The sequence below is a fragment of the Chromobacterium sp. IRSSSOUMB001 genome (assembly GCF_023507765.1).
In the GTDB taxonomy this organism is placed as follows: domain Bacteria; phylum Pseudomonadota; class Gammaproteobacteria; order Burkholderiales; family Chromobacteriaceae; genus Chromobacterium; species Chromobacterium haemolyticum.
Map to the genome: position 1 here is coordinate 26,702 of NZ_JALCYU010000010.1, position 16,492 is coordinate 43,193.

General features: G+C 62.8%; 17 protein-coding genes. 13 read left to right on the forward strand and 4 right to left on the reverse strand.

Annotated elements, in window-relative coordinates; translation table 11 throughout:
- The first annotated feature begins 514 nt into the window (after positions 1–514).
- On the forward strand, positions 515–1,240 hold the full coding sequence (locus MOV80_RS14320) for a type III secretion system effector phosphothreonine lyase (RefSeq protein ID WP_249605240.1): 726 nt from the start codon (positions 515–517) through the stop codon (positions 1,238–1,240).
- Positions 1,241–1,438: 198 nt separating this feature from the next.
- On the opposite strand, the gene MOV80_RS14325 is transcribed toward MOV80_RS14320, so the two are convergent.
- Together MOV80_RS14325 and MOV80_RS14330 are read right to left on the reverse strand one after the other, a co-directional pair.
- Complete coding sequence (locus MOV80_RS14325; RefSeq protein WP_249605241.1) at positions 1,439–2,431, reverse strand: DUF2860 family protein; 993 nt, start codon at positions 2,429–2,431, stop codon at positions 1,439–1,441.
- 324 nt (positions 2,432–2,755) lie between these two features.
- Positions 2,756–3,175: a hypothetical protein gene (locus tag MOV80_RS14330; protein WP_019100748.1), complete on the reverse strand. Its 420-nt coding sequence runs from the start codon at positions 3,173–3,175 to the stop codon at positions 2,756–2,758.
- Between the two features lie 325 nt (positions 3,176–3,500).
- Here MOV80_RS14330 and MOV80_RS14335 point away from each other — a divergent pair, with 325 nt between their 5' ends.
- Positions 3,501–4,148 carry a hypothetical protein gene (locus MOV80_RS14335; protein WP_019100749.1) on the forward strand — a complete coding sequence of 216 codons (648 nt, stop codon included), beginning with the start codon at positions 3,501–3,503 and terminating at the stop codon, positions 4,146–4,148.
- A 203-nt stretch (positions 4,149–4,351) separates the two neighbouring features.
- Here MOV80_RS14335 and MOV80_RS14340 read toward each other — a convergent pair whose 3' ends face one another.
- Positions 4,352–5,161, reverse strand: a complete 810-nt coding sequence (locus MOV80_RS14340) for a hypothetical protein (RefSeq protein ID WP_249605242.1) — start codon at positions 5,159–5,161, stop codon at positions 4,352–4,354.
- Between the two features lies 1 nt (position 5,162).
- Positions 5,163–6,845 (reverse strand): AarF/UbiB family protein, encoded by a 1,683-nt coding sequence (locus tag MOV80_RS14345; RefSeq protein WP_019100751.1) that lies wholly within the window; start codon positions 6,843–6,845, stop codon positions 5,163–5,165.
- Positions 6,846–7,073: 228 nt separating this feature from the next.
- Here MOV80_RS14345 and MOV80_RS14350 point away from each other — a divergent pair, with 228 nt between their 5' ends.
- From MOV80_RS14350 to MOV80_RS14400, 11 genes are all read left to right on the forward strand, one after another.
- Positions 7,074–7,853, forward strand: a complete 780-nt coding sequence (locus tag MOV80_RS14350) for a C40 family peptidase (RefSeq protein ID WP_043593114.1) — start codon at positions 7,074–7,076, stop codon at positions 7,851–7,853.
- Between the two features lie 74 nt (positions 7,854–7,927).
- Positions 7,928–8,149, forward strand: coding sequence for a hypothetical protein (locus MOV80_RS14355; RefSeq protein ID WP_174243663.1), 222 nt, complete (start codon positions 7,928–7,930; stop codon positions 8,147–8,149).
- Positions 8,150–8,228: 79 nt separating this feature from the next.
- Positions 8,229–9,473: a lipoprotein-releasing ABC transporter permease subunit gene (locus tag MOV80_RS14360; RefSeq protein WP_043593116.1), complete on the forward strand. Its 1,245-nt coding sequence runs from the start codon at positions 8,229–8,231 to the stop codon at positions 9,471–9,473.
- The gene (gene lolD / locus MOV80_RS14365) at positions 9,466–10,167 is read left to right on the forward strand and encodes a lipoprotein-releasing ABC transporter ATP-binding protein LolD (RefSeq protein WP_039754126.1); all 702 of its coding nucleotides are present in this window, start codon (positions 9,466–9,468) and stop codon (positions 10,165–10,167) included. Before MOV80_RS14360 ends, lolD begins: the two co-directional genes overlap by 8 nt.
- A gap of 39 nt (positions 10,168–10,206) precedes the next feature.
- Positions 10,207–11,490, forward strand: a complete 1,284-nt coding sequence (locus MOV80_RS14370; protein ID WP_233620847.1) for a mechanosensitive ion channel domain-containing protein — start codon at positions 10,207–10,209, stop codon at positions 11,488–11,490.
- A gap of 18 nt (positions 11,491–11,508) precedes the next feature.
- The gene (locus MOV80_RS14375; RefSeq protein WP_019100757.1) at positions 11,509–12,132 is read left to right on the forward strand and encodes a response regulator; all 624 of its coding nucleotides are present in this window, start codon (positions 11,509–11,511) and stop codon (positions 12,130–12,132) included.
- Positions 12,132–12,596, forward strand: a complete 465-nt coding sequence (gene nudB, locus MOV80_RS14380) for a dihydroneopterin triphosphate diphosphatase (protein WP_019100758.1) — start codon at positions 12,132–12,134, stop codon at positions 12,594–12,596. Before MOV80_RS14375 ends, nudB begins: the two co-directional genes overlap by 1 nt.
- Positions 12,593–13,273, forward strand: coding sequence for a two-component system response regulator CreB (creB, locus tag MOV80_RS14385; RefSeq protein ID WP_019100759.1), 681 nt, complete (start codon positions 12,593–12,595; stop codon positions 13,271–13,273). The genes nudB and creB overlap by 4 nt, the downstream gene beginning before the upstream one ends.
- 2 nt (positions 13,274–13,275) lie before the next feature.
- Complete coding sequence (gene creC / locus MOV80_RS14390; protein WP_249605243.1) at positions 13,276–14,694, forward strand: two-component system sensor histidine kinase CreC; 1,419 nt, start codon at positions 13,276–13,278, stop codon at positions 14,692–14,694.
- Positions 14,695–14,788: 94 nt separating this feature from the next.
- Positions 14,789–16,138, forward strand: coding sequence for a cell envelope integrity protein CreD (creD, locus tag MOV80_RS14395; protein ID WP_249605244.1), 1,350 nt, complete (start codon positions 14,789–14,791; stop codon positions 16,136–16,138).
- Positions 16,139–16,310: 172 nt separating this feature from the next.
- Positions 16,311–16,487, forward strand: coding sequence for a hypothetical protein (locus MOV80_RS14400; RefSeq protein WP_019100762.1), 177 nt, complete (start codon positions 16,311–16,313; stop codon positions 16,485–16,487).
- The last annotated feature ends 5 nt before the right edge of the window (positions 16,488–16,492 follow it).

The following is a 16,492-nucleotide window of genomic DNA, read 5'->3' on the forward strand; positions in this document are numbered from 1 at the left end:
TAGGCTGTGATGATTTGGTTTTGCAAGGCTTCATGGATGGCGAAGTGGGTGAAATATTTGATGGCTTTGACTTAATCGTTAGACTTCACGGTTTCTGTGATTACGTGGTAGCCTCTTGCGATTTTGAAGAGTATGTCATAGAGCGGACCGGATGGAATTGGACAATTGAATCGCCCTTGCCTCCTGCTTAGAAGGTCGTGTCAGTAGCAGGGTTCTTAAGCGATGAGATGATTTTCTTGAAAATGCTGGCGTGAACGCAGCTGGACTAACTGAGGGGTAAGTGGCATTGGAGTGGTCGAGGCATATCTTGAAAAGCTACTGTGACATTAAAAAGATAGAAAGGCTAACTATTACTAAGCCGATAACGATAGTGGCCTGTTTGATTGGACAGAAAGCCTTTGTATGAGAGGGGGTGAGGTATGAAGCACAGAGCAATTTTTGCAAGCTCGCCCTCCAGAGCCTATGCGAAAGTGCCGGCGTCGCGCATCTGCGCTTTTCCCTGTGTGCTCCCACCATGCCCATCCAGCGTCCCGGCCTTAAACTGAATCTCCCTCCTCTGAATATGGGCGCGCCTGCCGCCCACGCGCCAGCGCCGTCCAGTGCAGATCATCTTCGCGCCAATATGGACGGCTTGCGCCAGCAGTTGCGGGCGATGCCGCCCGCTGATTTTCGCGAGGCCCAGCATGCTCCGAACTATGCCGGCATGCGGCAAAGCGGTTTCGCCTGCATGAGCCACGGCTTTATGTTGAGCAGCGGAGGGCAGGATGTGTTCATGCATGCCCGGCGCGAGCAGGCGCAGAATCAGGGCGAATTCGCCGGCGATAAATTCCATCTCAGCGTGCGGCGGGACTTGGTGCCGCAGGCGTTTCAGGTGCTGTCCGGGCTGTTGTTTTCGGAGTCCAGCCCGATTGATAAATGGAAAGTGACGGATATTGAGCGCGCAGGGCCGGAGGCCAGAGTCGGTGCCGGCGCGCAGTTGACCTTGTATGTGAAGCCGGATGGCGCGGACTCCCAATACAGCGCACAAGGTTTGAGCCAGGTGCGTCAGTTTGTGGAACGCCTGGAAACGACCTTGTCCGAGCACGGGATTGAGCCGGGGCAGCATCCGGAGTCCGACGTTCGTCCTGAGCACTGGCGTTATGCCAGCTACCGCAATGAATTGCGCAGCGGCCGGGAGGGTGGCGATGCGCAAAGCCAGGCCTTGCGCGAGGAGCCGTTCTATCGGTTGATGACGGAGTAAGGCTGGAGCCGCCATGTCGCGCCCCTTGAACAGCCAGGGGCGCGCGATGGTTTTGGAACCTGTTTACGATCTGCTGCGCGTCGTGAGACGTGGCACGGTGAGTACCACTTCGAAATGCTCATGTACCACCTGTGCATTCCGCTTTCTCAGCGGTTTTCGCCTGGTCTCGCCTTAGCTCGCGAGATCGTAAACACGTTCTTAGAACGAGTAAATCAGCCCTACGCCCAGCGAACGGATTTCAGCGTCGTAGAAGCTGATGTCGGCGTTGGATTTGCCGTAGGCAGCGCTGACGAAGGCGGACAGCGCTTTCTCGCCGAACAGCTGATGGCGCAGGTAGTTGAGGTCGACGGCGTAGGCGTTGCTGTCGGCTTTTTTATTGCCGAACAGCGGGTTGCTTTGGTCGAAGCGCTGTTTGCGGAATTGCAGGCCGGCGCTGAGGGTGTTGAGGTCGCTGCTGTAGGCGTAGTCCAGGCTCAGGCCGTAGCTCTTGTTGCTCATCGCGCCGCCGTCCAGCTTGTCCTTGCCCCAGCTTAGACCCGGGGTCAGCGTTTGATTGGGGGCGAAGGCCCATTCATAGCCCGCTTTCAGCAAGGTGGCGTCGCCGTTGCGGTTCAGCGTGGCGCGGTCCGCCGCGCTGAGGCCGGCCACGCTCTGGCCGCTGCGCTCGTCGTCTATCTTGATGTTGCGCTGGGTCAGCTGGGCCTTGAAGCCGGTGCCCATGATGTTTTCCCAGCCCAGCAACAGGCCGGTGGATTTGCGCTTGGTGCCGTCGCGGTCCACGCCCACGGCGTAGGGGTCGGTCCAGGTGTTTTTGCTGAGGCCGCCATAGAGCAGGCCGGCGGAGACGATACCGTTGTTGCCCACTTGCTGGCGCACGCCCAGCTCCAGGGTGTCGTCCATGCCCAGCGGGTCGTGGATTTGGCTGTCGAACACGATCTGGGTGCGGCTGGCGGCGAAGGTGTAGCTGAGGTCCAGCACCGGCAGCGCGAAGGAGTCGTTATGGGATTCCGGCGCGCTGTTCAGGCTATTGGTTCTTTGGTTTTTGTCCCCTTTGAAGAGGTTGGATTTGACGCGGTTGCCGCCCACGCCCAGGCCGATGCTGCCGGAGAAGCCGTTTTCTTCCGGTATGGGGTCCGCCATTGCGAGTTGAGCCGCCAGCAGAGCGGACAAGCCCACGCATATAGTGCGCATATTCATCATCCTCAAATAAAAAGAGCTACTTTAGGTTTTCACCGACGCAGCAGTGCATGGCGTCGATTTATGCAAAATGGATTATTTGTCCATGTTAAGCCGACGGCTGGCCGATTTGTCGCTTGCAGCGAAAATTTAGCCTGAGATCGCTTTGTTTTAGCCGCGGCTTGTTGCGGAATTACCATCGCGAGGCGATCGCTCCCGCAGAGGGAGAGACTGTTGCCGTGCGGACTAGCTGGGCCGTGACGAGTCTTGAAACTAGCCGGCCGGTGGCGGGATGAAATGGGCAAGGCGACCGTGGCCGCCTTTGTGCATATCTTAAGTTTAAGACGGTGTTTGACGCAAGATCTGCTGTAGCGACAGTTCGTAGGTGTTGAGCCGGTCAATGTATTCGAACACGTCCAGCGGTGCGATGCTTTGCGTCAGCACTTGTTCAACCAGGTGAAAGAAGCCGGCCCAACATGCGCTGGCCGCGCTTGGGTCGCTGAAGTTCACATCTTGGGCGATGCGCGCCAGCAGAAAACGGTCCGCGCAGCCGGGGTTGTCTTGCAGGAAGGCAAGGTAGTGGCCCGCGTATTCCCGTCCCAGTAGATAAGCCTGGCGACGATCGGCCAGCGGCGGCACTTGCCAGTAGCGGGCGCTGGCTTGACCGGGCAGCGGGGCGACGAAGGGCAAAGCGTGGTAAGGCTGGGGCTGAGGGTCAGGGTGATAACGGCGGCGAAGAGGCTTTTGCGTATATGTCATGTGCAGGTTCCTTTCTGAGTAAACCCTGCACCCCCGTTTGCAATCGGGAAGGCAGGCGCATGACAGGGATTGCAAAACCGGGAAAAGACAACCGGCAGGCCATAGGCCTCCCCGCCATGGCCCGCCGTTTAAGGCATAGCGATGGCGTGTCTTTTCCTGAGGCGGGTTTGCAATCCCGGTGCCTGTAATCTCAAGCACGGCCGCATTATTGCCGGCCGGAGCGCGGCAGGCAAGGCTTGGGTTTCTTTCGCATTGCGTTTTCTTGCAATGCAATATTTGATGGTAGTATCGATCGCTCAGCAAATATGCTCAGAGAAAGGCCGGCATGGCGGGTTGTCGCGGTTTTATCTGGTCGGTCTTGTTGCCTTTGGCCTTGTCCGCCTGTTCTATGCAACGCTCCGCGGACGGCACGCTCAGCCGTAGGCTGGATGTGCAGGAGGCTTTGTCTTTTGTGCATCAGGATGTGCCGCTGGCCGGCAATCACTTGGTGCTGCGCTCGTCGGCCTTGTCCGGGCGTTATGAGTTGAAGTTCTACGACCGGCAGCTGGTAGTGCCCTTGGATGAGCGCTGGAGCAAGGTGCGGGTGATGGACGCTAGCGAGCAGGGCGGAAGCCTGCTGGTGCTGCTGCGCGCGGACGACGCTGAGTGCGCACCGGCCTATCGTTTGCTGTGCGTGCGGGATTATCAGGTCAAGAGTTGGACCCTGGTGGCCAGTTGCAATCAGAGCGAGGCCATGACGGTTAACTCGGACGACGGGGTATGGCGCGCGCGCCAGCAGCGCAACCGTTTGAACGCGATGGTGTGGACCTGGCGGGACGGCCAGCTGGAGGCGAGACTGGAGCGGCCGGCGTCGGCTTACGATTCTCCGCGCACGGTGACGCGCGGCGGCAATAGGGAAGGCCGCGGCCCGCACCGCGACCATGACCGCGACGAGTTGCCGGACTGGGCGCGTTGGCTGCCGCCGGCCGGTTAGGCCCGGCTGGGCTAGAGAGATCTTCTACGGGTTTTAAAAAGCGGTTTACGAACCGCCGCGCGTCGGCAATATGGTTTTTAGAGCCTGTTCATAGTCTGCTGCGCGTCGGCGATACGGCGTTGAAAACCTCTTCGAAATGCTCATGTGCCACTTGACCATTCCGCTTTCTCAGCCGCAACGCTCGCTGGATCGTAAGCACGTTCTTACTGCGGCGTCACCCTCACTTTGATGCTGCGCTCCAGTTGCACATTGCTGCGGCTGACGCCGATGAGCACGGTTTCCTGGCCGCTTTGGTCGCGGCCGATGCCTCCCACGGTCAGCCATTCGCCCACTGCGCCTTCCACTGTGGTGGCCAATTTGGCGCTGTCCAGGTTCTGGCCGTTGAAGGCTTGCTGGCTGGCGGCCAGCTCCAGCGTCACGCGCTGGCCGTGCAGCCGAGGGCGGGCGTAGAAGCCGGTGACGGCGTCCTGGTAGCGCACGCCCACTACCGGCCGGCCGTCGGCACCGAACATCAGCCAGGGCAGCGGCCGGCTGCTGCCTATCTCGATGAAACCGGTTTTGCCGTCCAGCATGCGCAAGGCCTGGCTGGCTTGCAGCCGGGTGTTGGATTGGCCGGCGCCGCCGGCGATCACTACCTGGCTGCCGGGGCGCACCGTCATCGGCTTGCCGGTGCTGATGCTGTAGCCGCCGCCCTGAACCTGGCCGCCCAGTTGCACCGCGGATTTGCTTTCTCGGCTGACGCCGTCCTGGGCCACTTCCACCAGCAGGGACGAGGATTTGACGTCCAACTGGCGGATCAGCCGGCGCAGCTCCGCGCTGCGTCCGGGCGGGGCGTCCAGGATCAGTTGGTTGCCCAGCGCGCCCAGTTTTTCGCCGTCGCGCAGTTGCGGACGCAGGGCGGCGGCCACTTCGTCGCCATCGCGCCAGTTGAGGGTGATGACGTCGGCGGCGTTGGCCGCGGCGGCCAGGCCGAGCAAGGCGGCCGCAAAGAGGTTTTTCTTGTTTGATTTCATGTCACAAATCCTTGCCGGAGCGCCAGATGGCCCACACCAGCCACACGCTGTTGAACATGGCCAGCATGAAGCCGACGAAGCCGAAGAAGGGCAGGCCGAACAGCTTGGGGCCGGCGTTGACGGTCATTACGATGGAGGAGCCGATGATCAGACAGCCGGTGACGATGCCCATGGTCAGCCGGTTGGTGCTGCGGTCCAGCTGACGGCCGAAGCTGTCCAGCCGCTGCAGGTCCAGGTTGACGCGGAATTTGCCGTGGCGCATGTCCTTGCCCATGCGCATCAGGTCTCGCGGCAGGCTGGAGAGCATGGCCAGCGCTTCGCCCAGCGAGTGGCGGCCGCGTTTGAGCAGGGCCGCCGGGTGGTAGCGGGCGATGGAAAGCTCGCGCACAAAGGGGGTGATGTGGGCGATGAGCTGGAAGTCCGGGTCCAGTTGTCGGCCCAGGCCTTCCAGGGTGATCAGCGCCTTGAACAGCATGGCCATGTCCGGCGGCAGCAGGATGGAGTGGTCGCGGATCAGCGCCATGATGTCGGCGATCAGCTGGCTGATGTTGATGCCCTTGAGGGGGACATGTTCGTACTGGAACAGGAATTCGCCCACGTCGTGGGCGAATTGGCGTTCGTTGACCGGGGTGTTGCCGGTCCATTCGATCAGCACGTCGATGATGCCGGCTTCGTCGCGGTTGGCCACAGCGGCGAGCAGGTCGACGATTTCGTCGCGGCGGCCGTGGCTGATACGGCCCACCATGCCGAAGTCGATGAAGGCGATGCGGTGCTCGGGCAGGAAAAAGACGTTGCCGGGGTGAGGGTCCGCGTGGAAGAAGCCGTGGATCAGGATCATCTTCAACACCGCGTCCGCGCCGCGCTGGGCCAGCAGCACCGGGTCCAGGCCGCTGTCGGCCAGTTGTTCCAGCCGGGCGGCCGGCACGCCGGCGATGTAGTCCTGCACATTGACGGCGGCGTTGGTGTAATCCCAATAGACCTTGGGTACTTGCACTTCCGGATCGTCGGCGAAGTCGCGGGCGAAACGCTCGGAGTTGCGCGCTTCCACCGCCAGGTCCATTTCCCGCTTCAGCGAGCGGGCGAACTGGCCGACGATTTCCACCGGCTGAAAGCGGCGCACGTCGGGAAATTCCAGTTCCAGCAGGCCGGCCAGGTGGTTGAGGATGCGCAGGTCGGCTTCCACCTTGTCCACAATGCCGGGGCGGCGCAGTTTCACCGCCACGTCGGTGCCGTCGTGCAGGGTGGCGCGGTGCACCTGGGCGATGGAGGCGGAGCCTATGGGGTTGAAGTCGAAGTGGGCGAACACGGCTTCCGGCTCGTCGCCCAGCGCGGCCTTGACCAGGCGGCGCACCGCTTCCGGGCGAACCGGCGGCACCTTGTTTTGCAGCTTTTCAAATTCGGCGATCCAGTCCGGCGGGAATACGTCCACGCGGGTGGAGAGGATCTGGCCCAGTTTGATGAAGGTGGGGCCCAGTTCTTCAAAGGCGAGACGCACGCGCACCGGGGTGGGCGGGCGGTTTTCCGGCTCCGGCAGGTTGAGGTTCAGCCATTGGCCGGCTTTTTCCACCGCGCGCGGTAATTTTAGCCTTTGGGCGAATTCGCCCAGGCCGTGACGGATCAGGATGCCGCTGATTTCCTTCAGTCGCGGCAGGTCGCGCATGGCGATCAGGGTTTCTCTCAGCATCGGTTTTGCCTTGTGGGCATTGGTTTTCGCTCAAAAACAAAGGCTTGCCGTCCGGGCGCGCCGGCGCCGTCCCGCCGCGCGGTTTGGTCGTCGGCCATGCCAATGCGATGGATTGTACGCCATTAGTGCGGGCTGTTTCGCCCAAGGTTCAAGCGGGCCGGCCCAAAGCGCTGGAAACGGCCTGCCTGCGGCTTTACACTGCCGCCCCCGTCCGATAGAGTTCGGCCTATGAAATTGCAACTCCGCTTAATGACTCTGGTGCTGGCGGGCTTTATGGTATTCGCTGAAGCGGCTCCGGAAAAGGCCCCTCCGGAGGGGCGCCCCGCGGCGGAAGCTAGCGCGCAGTCCGGCCAAGACGATCCCATATCCAAATTCTCCTCCCCCGCGGAAGACGCGGTGGGGGATCTGCTGTTGCAAGCCATGAGCCTTTTGGGCGTGGCCTATCGTTTTGGCGGCAATTCGCCGGAAAACGGCCTGGATTGCAGCGGTTTTATCCGTTATGTGTTTCAAAAATCCCTGAAAGTGAACCTGCCGCGCACTTCGGCTGAAATGGCCCGCGTGGGGAAATCCATCAATCGCAGCGAACTCGTGCCCGGCGATCTGGTCTTTTTCAACACCCGCGGCTTCAGTTATTCCCATGTGGGCATGTACATGGGCAACGGCAAATTCATTCACGCGCCGCGCACCGGCAAGAATATTGAAGTGGCCAATATCAACCAGAGTTACTGGAACGGCCGCTTCAACGGCGCGCGTCGGGTGAATCGCAGCACGGCGGCGCAGTCGGCGGACACGTCCGACGATCTGAACGTGGCGGTGTCGACGCGCAAGGCCTCGGCGGAAAGCGCCCCGGCGGTCAAGTGCCGCAAGGGCAAGAAGTGCAAGCCGGAGGCCGCCGCCAAAAAGGGCGGCAAGGCCGAAGCCAAGAAGTCGGGCAAGAGCGGCGGCAAGGCGGCGGCGAAGAAGGGCGGCAAGGCCGCCGGCGGCGCCAAGAAAAAAGCCAAGCGTTGATTGGCGGCTTAAGCTGATAAAGATGCAGGAACAACATTGCCCGCGTTGCGGGCAATGTGCTTTGGAGCGAGATGATGGCATTGAACGTGACTATTCCGGTGTGGAAAGATCCGCAAGGCAATGTGGTGGCTTGCGTGGAAAAACTGAAAGTGATGCAGGAGAACCTCGAAGAACTGGCACAGCTGGCGCAGGACGCGTTGGAAGACGCTGTGCTGATGGGCTGTGACGAAGGCCAGGTCAAGGATTTCCTGGTGCAGGTGATGCAAAGCCTGCATAACCCCTATCAAGGGCGCTGAGCGCCGTTTTCATCCACCCCCTCGGGCTGGCCGCCGCGCGCGGCGAGCCCGCGATTCGCTCCGGAAAGGGGCTTTTTTGATGCATTGGCCTTTTGAAGCCTTTATCGGCCTGCGTTATTTGCGGGCCAAACGCCGCAACGGTTTCATCTCATTCATTTCCCTGATTTCCATCGTCGGCATCGCGCTGGGCGTGGCCGCGCTGATCATCGTGTTGTCGGTGATGAACGGCTTTCAGAAGGAAATCCGCGGCCGCATCCTGAGCGTGGCCTCGCACCTGGAGGTCAGCACTTACGACGGTCGGCTGGATCATTGGCGGCAGGTGGCCCAGCTGGGCGGCGCGCAGCCGCATGTGCTGGCCGCCGCGCCCTTCGTCAACGGCCAGGGCCTGTTCTCCGCTTACGGCAATGTCCGCGGCGGCCTGGTGCGCGGCATCGAGCCGGCGCTGGAGGACAAGGTGGTGGACGTGGGCCGCCACATGGTGGCCGGCAAGCTGGAGAGCCTGCGCCCCGGCGAGTTCGGCATGGCGCTGGGCGCGGAACTGGCGCGCCAGCTGAATGTGGGCCTGGGCGACAAGGTGATGTTGTTCGTGCCGCAGGGCACGATCACGCCGGCGGGCATGCTGCCGCGCTCCAAGCAGTTCACCGTGGTGGGCATTTTCAAGGTGGACATGTTCGAGTTCGACGCCTCGCTGGCGATGGTGAACCTGCGCGACGCCCAGGTGTTGTCGCGGATGGGGGACAGCGTCAGCGGCGTGCGCTTCAAGCTGGACGACCCGATGCTGGCGCCGACGGTGAAGCAGGCGCTGCGCGCCAAGCTGCCGCAAAACCTGGTGACGGACTGGACTGACACCAATTCCAATTATTTCCGCGCGGTGCAGATCGAGAAAAGGATGATGACCATCATCCTGACGCTGATCGTGGCGGTGGCGGCCTTCAATCTGGTGTCCACGCTGGTGATGGTGGTGACGGACAAGCAGGCGGACATCGCCATTCTGCGCACGCTGGGCGCGTCGCCGGCCAGCATCATGAAAATCTTCATGATCCAGGGTTCGGTGGCCGGGGTGCTGGGCACTTTGTCCGGGGTGGCCTCGGGCGTGCTGATCGCCTTGAACCTGGATGTGATCGTGCCGCTGATCGAACGCGTGATCGGCAGCAAGATTCTGTCCAGCGAGGTGTATATGATCGACTACCTGCCGTCCGACGTGCAGTGGAGCGATGTCTCCACCATCACCCTGATTTCCCTGGCGTTGGCCTTGTTCGCCACGCTGTACCCCAGCTGGCGCGCGGCGCGCACGCAACCGGCGGAGGCCTTGCGTTATGAGTAATGTGTTGTCGTGCCAAGGACTGGGCAAGTCCTATAACGAAGGCAAGCTGCAGCTGACGGTGTTGTCCGAAGTCAGCCTGACGGTGGAGAAGGGCGCCAGCCTGGCCATCGTCGGCGCGTCCGGCTCCGGCAAGAGCACGCTGCTGCATTTGCTGGGCGGCCTGGACACGCCCAGCGCCGGCCGGGTGGAGGTGCTGGGCCGCGATCTGGCGACCATGTCCGAGTCCGAGCGCGGCCGGCTGCGCAACGCTTCGCTGGGCTTCGTTTATCAGTTCCATCATCTGTTGCCTGAATTCAGCGCGCTGGAAAACGCGATGATGCCGCTGCTGATCCGCCGCATGCCGCGCAAGCAGGCGGAGCGGGAGGCGAGCGAGATGCTGGGCCGCGTGGGCCTGGGCCAGCGCCTGCAGCACAAGCCGGGCGAATTGTCCGGCGGCGAGCGCCAGCGGGCGGCGATCGCGCGCGCGCTGGTGACCCGTCCGGCCTGCCTGCTGGCGGACGAGCCCACCGGCAATCTGGACGTGCACACCGCCAAGCAGGTGTTCGATCTGATGCTGGAACTGAACCGCACGCTGGGCACCAGCCTGATCATCGTCACCCATGATCTGGACCTGGCGGCGCGCACCCAGCGGGTGCTGCGCCTGACGGAAGGCAAGTTGACGGAGACGGCGCGCGCCGCCGATCTGCCGCTGTGATTTTTATCGGGACTCGTTCCAAAGCTTTAGGAGACCACATTGCTGTTCAAGCGTGAAGAAATCGATTTCGATGCCTTGCTGGACATTCTGCAAACCCCGTCCGGCATGATGGAGTCGGCGATAGGCGTGTTGTGCGTGTTCATCGCCTTCTATCTGGCCCGTTTCGCCTTCAAGCAATTTTTCGATCACAACCCCGAGCGCTACGAGCGCTTTTTGCCCTATGTGGGTTTCCGCCTGGTGCTGCCGGTGGCGGCGCAGGCGCTGGTGATGCTATCGCGTTCGGCCTGGGTGCACCTGCTGCACGAGCGCGCGATGGTGTTGCACCTGCTGAGCGCGATGCTGTTCTGGCTGACCCTGATCCGGCTGTGCTGCGCGGTGGTGCGCCAGGCGCTGCCCAAGGGCCGTTTCGAACGCCATACCGAGCATTTCCTGGCCACGGCCCTGTGGCTGGGCTTCGTCAGCTGGGCCATAGGCTTCGACATGGTGGTGATCGAGTGGCTGGAGTCGATGTCGTTCTCGGTGGGCAAGAGCCGCTTGAACATGCTGACCATACTCAACGGCCTGCTGTGGGTGTCCATCATCGTGGTGGTGGCCTTGTGGGCCAGCCGCCTGATCGAATCGCGCTTGATGAATTTGAAGCATCTGGACCCCAGCCTGCGCATCGTGTTCGCCAAGCTCACCCGCACCGGGCTGCTGATCGCCGCGGTGCTGATCGCGCTGCCGGTAGTGGGCATTGATCTGACCGTGCTGTCGGTGTTTGGCGGCGCGGTAGGTATTGGTTTGGGCTTCGGCTTGCAGAAGATCGCCAGTAATTTTGTATCCGGCTTCATCATCCTGCTGGACCACTCCATCCGCATCGGCGACCGCTTGATGGTGGAAAACCGCGTGGGCTACGTCACCAAGATGACCTCGCGCTATGTGGTGCTCAAGGGGGCGGACGGCACGGAGGCCTTGATTCCCAACGACTCGCTGATGTCCAACACCGTGGTGAATCAGTCGTACTCCGACAAGAGCATGTGGACCAGCCTGCCGGTGTCGGTGGCTTACGGCACCGATCTGGACAAGGCGCTGGAGCTGCTCAAGCAGGCGGCCAATCACCCGCGGGTACAGCAGGACCCGGCGCCGCGAGGCTTTGTCACTTTATTTGCCGACAGCAGCATCAATCTTGAGCTGGGCTTTTGGGTGGCGGACCCGGAAAACGGCTTCATGGGTTTGAAATCCGATTTGAATATGGCAATTTGGCGCTTGTTCCAGCAACATGGCATTCAAATGCCGTTCCCGCAGCGGGAAATCCGCATTCTCAACGATAAGCCGCAAGAATAAGGCAGGGGAGACGCCGCCATGGCAGGCAAACGCTTGGCAATCATAGACGACGACGCCGCGGTGCGGGAGTCGCTGGTATGGCTGCTGGACGGCCAGGGTTATCTGGCCAGCGGCTTCGACAGCGCGGAGGAGTTTCTGGCTTGCCCGGACGGCGGCGACTTCAACGGCATCATCTTGGACCTGAGGCTGTCCGGCATGAGCGGCATCATGTTGCTGGAAAAGCTGGCGGGCTGGCCTTACTGTCCGCCGGTGATCATGCTCACCGCCCACGGCGACGTGCCGCACGCGGTGGCGGCGCTCAAGTTGGGCGCGCTGGATTTCATGGAGAAGCCATTTGACGACGAGCGCTTGCTGGAGCGCGCAGAGGCCGCGGTGCTGCGCGATGAGCAGAATCGTTTGCTCCACGGCCGCCGCAGCAAGGTGTCCGCGGCCTTGTCCTTGTTGACGGACCGCGAGCGCGAGGTGATGCAGCTGATCCTCACCGGCAAGCTGAACAAACAGATTGCGGAAGAATTGACCATCAGCATGAAAACGGTGGAAGTCCACCGCGCTCGCGTGTTCGACAAAATGGGCGTCAAATCCGCGGTTGAGCTGGCCGGCCTGCTGGCCAGCCAGAGCCCGGCCAACGGGGGCAAGCGCTGATGGGCGACAAGCAACCGGTATCGGTGCTGGTGGTGATCCACACCGTAGACGGCCAGGCGCTGCTGATCGAGCGCGCCGACAAGCCCGGCTACTGGCAATCCGTGACCGGCAGCCGAGAGGGCGAGGAAGCCTTGCGCGACACCGCGCTGCGCGAACTGGCGGAGGAAACCGGCCTGGTCCTGACGCGGGACGATCCCCGGCTCAGCGACTGGGGCCTGGTCAACCGCTACGAAATCTATCCGCATTGGCGCCACCGTTATCCGGAAGGCGTCACCCACAACGACGAGCATGTGTTCGGGCTGTGCCTGGAGCGGCCGGTGGCGGTGACGCTGGCGCCGCGCGAGCATCTGGCCCAGCAATGGCTGCCGTGGGACGAGGCCGCCGACAAGGTGTTTTCTCCGTCCAACGCGGAGGCGTTGCGGATGCTGCCGCAAAAGCTGGCGCCGGTGGCGGCGCGGCCATGAAGCCCTTGATCTGGCTGGCCGAGGACGAGGCCGGCATCGCGGACACTTTGATCTACACGCTGGAAACCGACGGCTTCGCGGTTGAGTGGTTCGAGCGCGGTCTGCCCCTGCTGGAGCGGCTGGATCACGCCGCCCCGGCCTTGTGCATCCTGGACGTGGGTCTGCCGGACATCAACGGTTTCGAGTTGTGCCGCCGGCTGCGTGAGCGCGCCGATCTACCGCTGATGTTTCTGACCGCGCGCAGCGAGGAAATGGACCGCATCATCGGCCTGGAGATCGGCGCCGACGACTACGTGGCCAAGCCGTTTTCGCCGCGTGAAGTCAGCGCCCGCGCGCGCACCATCTTGCGGCGCTACGCCAAGGGGCAATCCCCGGCCGTCGCGTCGGCGCCCGCCGGCTTCGAACTGGACGAGGCGCGCGCCTGCATCCATTTTGCCGGCCGCAAGCTGAACCTGACCCGCTACGAATATCTGCTGCTGAAAACCCTGCTGGCGGAGCCGGGCCGGGTGTTTTCGCGCCAGCAATTGATGGAGCGGGTGTGGCGCGACGCCGAGGACAGCTTCGACCGCACCGTGGATACCCACGTTAAAACGCTGCGCGCCAAGCTGCGCGATATCGACCCCGACGCCCAGCCCATCCAGACCCACCGCGGCCTGGGTTATAGCCTGGGCGAGTGAGCATGCGCTTCGGCCTGCGGCTGTTCCTCGGTTATTTCCTGATCGTGGCGGTGGCCGGCTGGTTCGTGCTGGCCATCTTCACCCAGGAAGTGAAGCCAGGCGTGCGCCGAGCCACCGAGGGCACGCTGGTGGACAGCGCCAATGTGCTGGCCGGCATCGCCGCCGCGGACATGGCGGACGGCGACATCGCCAACGGACGGCTGGCCCGCGCCTTTCGCGACAAAGCGCGGCCGCCCATTGCCGCCAATATCTCAGGCATCGTCAAAAACGCCATGGAGTTCCGCGTCTACGTCACCGACGCGCGCGGCATGGTGATCTTCGACTCCAGCGGCCGCGATCTGGGGCGCGACTACTCGCGCTGGAACGATGTCTACCGCACGCTGCGCGGCGAATACGGCGCGCGCAGCACCCGCAGCGACCCCAAGGACGAAAACAGCAGCGTGATGCACGTGGCCGCCCCGGTGCGGCTGGACGGGCGCATCGTCGGCTCGCTGACCGTGTCCAAGCCCAATGTGACGATGGAGCCGGTGATCCGTCGCAGCGAGCGCAAGATCATGCTGGCCGGCGGCGCGCTGCTGGGCGCGGCCTTGCTGATAGGCGCGGTGATGGTGTGGTGGATCAACCGTTCCATCCGCCGGCTGGTGAGCTACGCCGAAGCGGTGGCGGCCGGCCAGCCGGCCAATGTGCCCAGGCTGGGCAGCCCGGAGCTGGACAGCCTCGGCCAGGCAGTGGAGGCGATGCGGCGCAAACTGGAAGGCAAGGCCTATGTGGAAGGCTATGTGCACACCCTGAGCCACGAGTTGAAAAGCCCGTTGGCCGCGATACGCGGCGCCGGCGAGCTGTTGCGGGAAGATCCCCCGCCGGAAACGCGTCGCCGCTTCGTCGACAACATCCTGGCGCAAAGCCTGCGCATGCAGCAGTTGATCGAAAGGCTGTTGTGGCAGGCGCGGGTGGAGTCCCGGCTGAGGCCGGACGCTCAGCCGCTGGATTGGCCGGCCTTGATCGAGGAAACCGCCGACGGCAAGGCGCTGGCCGCCGCCCGGCGCGACGCGCGCATAGAGCGTAGGCTGACCCCGGCCAGCCTGAACGGAGACCGCCTGCTGCTGACTCAGGCGCTGTCCAATCTGCTGGACAACGCGCTGGAGTTCAGCCCGCCGGGCGGCGTGATCGAACTGCACGGTGGGCTGGAAGAGGGGGGGTATCTGCTCCGCGTGCGCGATCACGGGCCGGGCGTGCCGGATTACGCGCTGGAACGGGTGTTCGAGCGCTTCTACTCCTTGCCGCGTCCGGACAGCGGCAAAAGTACCGGCCTGGGCTTGAGCCTGGTGCGGGAGGTGGCGCAGTTGCATGGCGGCCGCGCCGAACTGCTTAATCACGCCGACGGCGGCGCAGAGGCGCGGCTGTGGCTGCCGTTAGGCTGAGGCGCGCGGACTTCACACGCTTTTCACACCAGCCCATTTCCGCTTCACTCTCCAGGCTTACGCTGTCTCCCGTGATGAAACCAGGAGGCAAGCGATGAAGAAAAACCCCTTATTGACCAAAATCCTGATCCTGCTGGCGCTGTCTTTGGCGCTGCTGGTGCCGGTGAGCGCGATCAGCAACCTGATCTCCGAGCGCAAGCATTACCAGGAAGAAGCGGTGGAGAAAGTGGTGGCCAGCACCAGCGGCGAGCAAACCGTGATCGGTCCGGTGCTGGTGATCCCTTATGTGGAAACCGTGGAGGAAAAGCAAAACGGCAAGACCCAAAGCGTCAAGCGCGAGCTGGAGCGTTACGTGCTGCCGCGCCAGTTGGCGATAGACGGCAAACTGAAGGTCAGCCCGCGCTCGCTGGGCATTTATCAGGCGCTGATTTTCGGCAGCGAGGCCGGCTTCAGCGGGCATTTTGAGATTCCGTCGCAGCCCGAGCTGCTCAAGCCGTCGATTCAGCTGAAAACGCCGTATCTGGCGGTGGGCATCAGCGATCCGCGCGGCATTGGCAAAGTGCCGCAATTGAGCGCTGGCGGCAAAGCGCATCCATTCGCGGCCGGCGCCGGGCTGCCGCGGATGAGCGAGGGCATACACGCGCCGCTGCCGCAGTTGCTGGATTTCGCCAAGGCGCAGACGTTGCCGTTCGCTTTTCAACTCAATCTCCAAGGCACGCGCAGCATCAGTTATGTGCCGGTGGGCGAGAGCAGCACGCTGAGCCTGGCCTCCAACTGGCCGCATCCCAGCTTTATTGGCAATTTCCTGCCGGTGCAGCGCAATGTGGACGCCAAGGGCTTCAAGGCGCAATGGGAGAGCAGCTGGTTCGCCAATAATCTGAACGACCGTTTTCAGCAGGCCGCCTTCAGCGACGGGAAATCCGGTTTGAGCGCCTTGCCGTCCTTCAGTACTGGCTTGGTGCAGCCGGTGGATCAATATCAGCAGAACGAGCGCTCGGTCAAATACGCGGTGCTGTTCATCGGCCTGACCTTCTTGTCCTTCTTCCTGCTGGAAACGCTGCGCAGCTTGCGCGTGCATCCCATCCAGTATGTGCTGGTGGGCATGGCGCTGGTCATGTTCTTCCTGATTCTGTTGGCGCTGTCCGAGCACCTGGGCTTTGGGCCGGCTTATCTGCTGGCGGCGACGGCCTGCGTAGGCCAGATCGGCTTCTACGTCAGCCACATTCTGGGCGGCTGGAAGCGCGGCCTGGGTTTCGCCGGACTGCTCAGCCTGTTGTACGCGGTGCTGTACGGCCTGTTGCAGTCCGAAGACAACGCCTTGCTGCTGGGCAGCCTGCTGCTCTTCGCCGCACTGACCGCTATCATGACGCTGACCCGGCGGTTGGATTGGTATCGCTTCTCCGCGCGGAACGAGGAGGCGCCGCCGGCACCGCCGCAGCCTTGACGACATCATGATTTCTCGGTTTCACAAAACCGCCATCATCAGGTAACGCGTTCTCGCTATCGTTTTCCCGCCCGGCATCGCAGCCGGGCTGGGCAAGGGCCCGGTTTCCGCTTTCCGGGCCCTTGGTTTTTCATCGCGGCGCGGCGCGCCGCCACAAGACGACTGCACTCCGATGACGCTTACGACTCTCTCGCCAAGGTCCGCCCGTTGGGCGCGCCGGCTGGCCGCCTGTCTGCTGGCGGCCGCGCTTGCCGGCTGCCTGGGCGACAATCAGGACAACGCCGGCCAACCGGGCAACGGCAATTCCAATCAAACCAAACCGCCGGCCAAGCTCCGCTGCGCGCCCTGAACCCG

What these genes read in the sequence shown, in the direction of transcription:
- MOV80_RS14320 (WP_249605240.1), top strand. Translation starts at nt 515, where the DNA reads ATGCCCATCCAGCGTCCCGGCCTTAAACTGAATCTCCCTCCTCTGAAT.
- MOV80_RS14325 (WP_249605241.1), bottom strand. Translation starts at nt 2,431, where the DNA reads ATGCGCACTATATGCGTGGGCTTGTCCGCTCTGCTGGCGGCTCAACTC.
- MOV80_RS14330 (WP_019100748.1), bottom strand. Translation starts at nt 3,175, where the DNA reads ATGACATATACGCAAAAGCCTCTTCGCCGCCGTTATCACCCTGACCCT.
- MOV80_RS14335 (WP_019100749.1), top strand. Translation starts at nt 3,501, where the DNA reads ATGGCGGGTTGTCGCGGTTTTATCTGGTCGGTCTTGTTGCCTTTGGCC.
- MOV80_RS14340 (WP_249605242.1), bottom strand. Translation starts at nt 5,161, where the DNA reads ATGAAATCAAACAAGAAAAACCTCTTTGCGGCCGCCTTGCTCGGCCTG.
- MOV80_RS14345 (WP_019100751.1), bottom strand. Translation starts at nt 6,845, where the DNA reads ATGCTGAGAGAAACCCTGATCGCCATGCGCGACCTGCCGCGACTGAAG.
- MOV80_RS14350 (WP_043593114.1), top strand. Translation starts at nt 7,074, where the DNA reads ATGAAATTGCAACTCCGCTTAATGACTCTGGTGCTGGCGGGCTTTATG.
- MOV80_RS14355 (WP_174243663.1), top strand. Translation starts at nt 7,928, where the DNA reads ATGGCATTGAACGTGACTATTCCGGTGTGGAAAGATCCGCAAGGCAAT.
- MOV80_RS14360 (WP_043593116.1), top strand. Translation starts at nt 8,229, where the DNA reads ATGCATTGGCCTTTTGAAGCCTTTATCGGCCTGCGTTATTTGCGGGCC.
- lolD (WP_039754126.1), top strand. Translation starts at nt 9,466, where the DNA reads ATGAGTAATGTGTTGTCGTGCCAAGGACTGGGCAAGTCCTATAACGAA.
- MOV80_RS14375 (WP_019100757.1), top strand. Translation starts at nt 11,509, where the DNA reads ATGGCAGGCAAACGCTTGGCAATCATAGACGACGACGCCGCGGTGCGG.
- nudB (WP_019100758.1), top strand. Translation starts at nt 12,132, where the DNA reads ATGGGCGACAAGCAACCGGTATCGGTGCTGGTGGTGATCCACACCGTA.
- creB (WP_019100759.1), top strand. Translation starts at nt 12,593, where the DNA reads ATGAAGCCCTTGATCTGGCTGGCCGAGGACGAGGCCGGCATCGCGGAC.
- creC (WP_249605243.1), top strand. Translation starts at nt 13,276, where the DNA reads ATGCGCTTCGGCCTGCGGCTGTTCCTCGGTTATTTCCTGATCGTGGCG.
- creD (WP_249605244.1), top strand. Translation starts at nt 14,789, where the DNA reads ATGAAGAAAAACCCCTTATTGACCAAAATCCTGATCCTGCTGGCGCTG.
- MOV80_RS14400 (WP_019100762.1), top strand. Translation starts at nt 16,311, where the DNA reads ATGACGCTTACGACTCTCTCGCCAAGGTCCGCCCGTTGGGCGCGCCGG.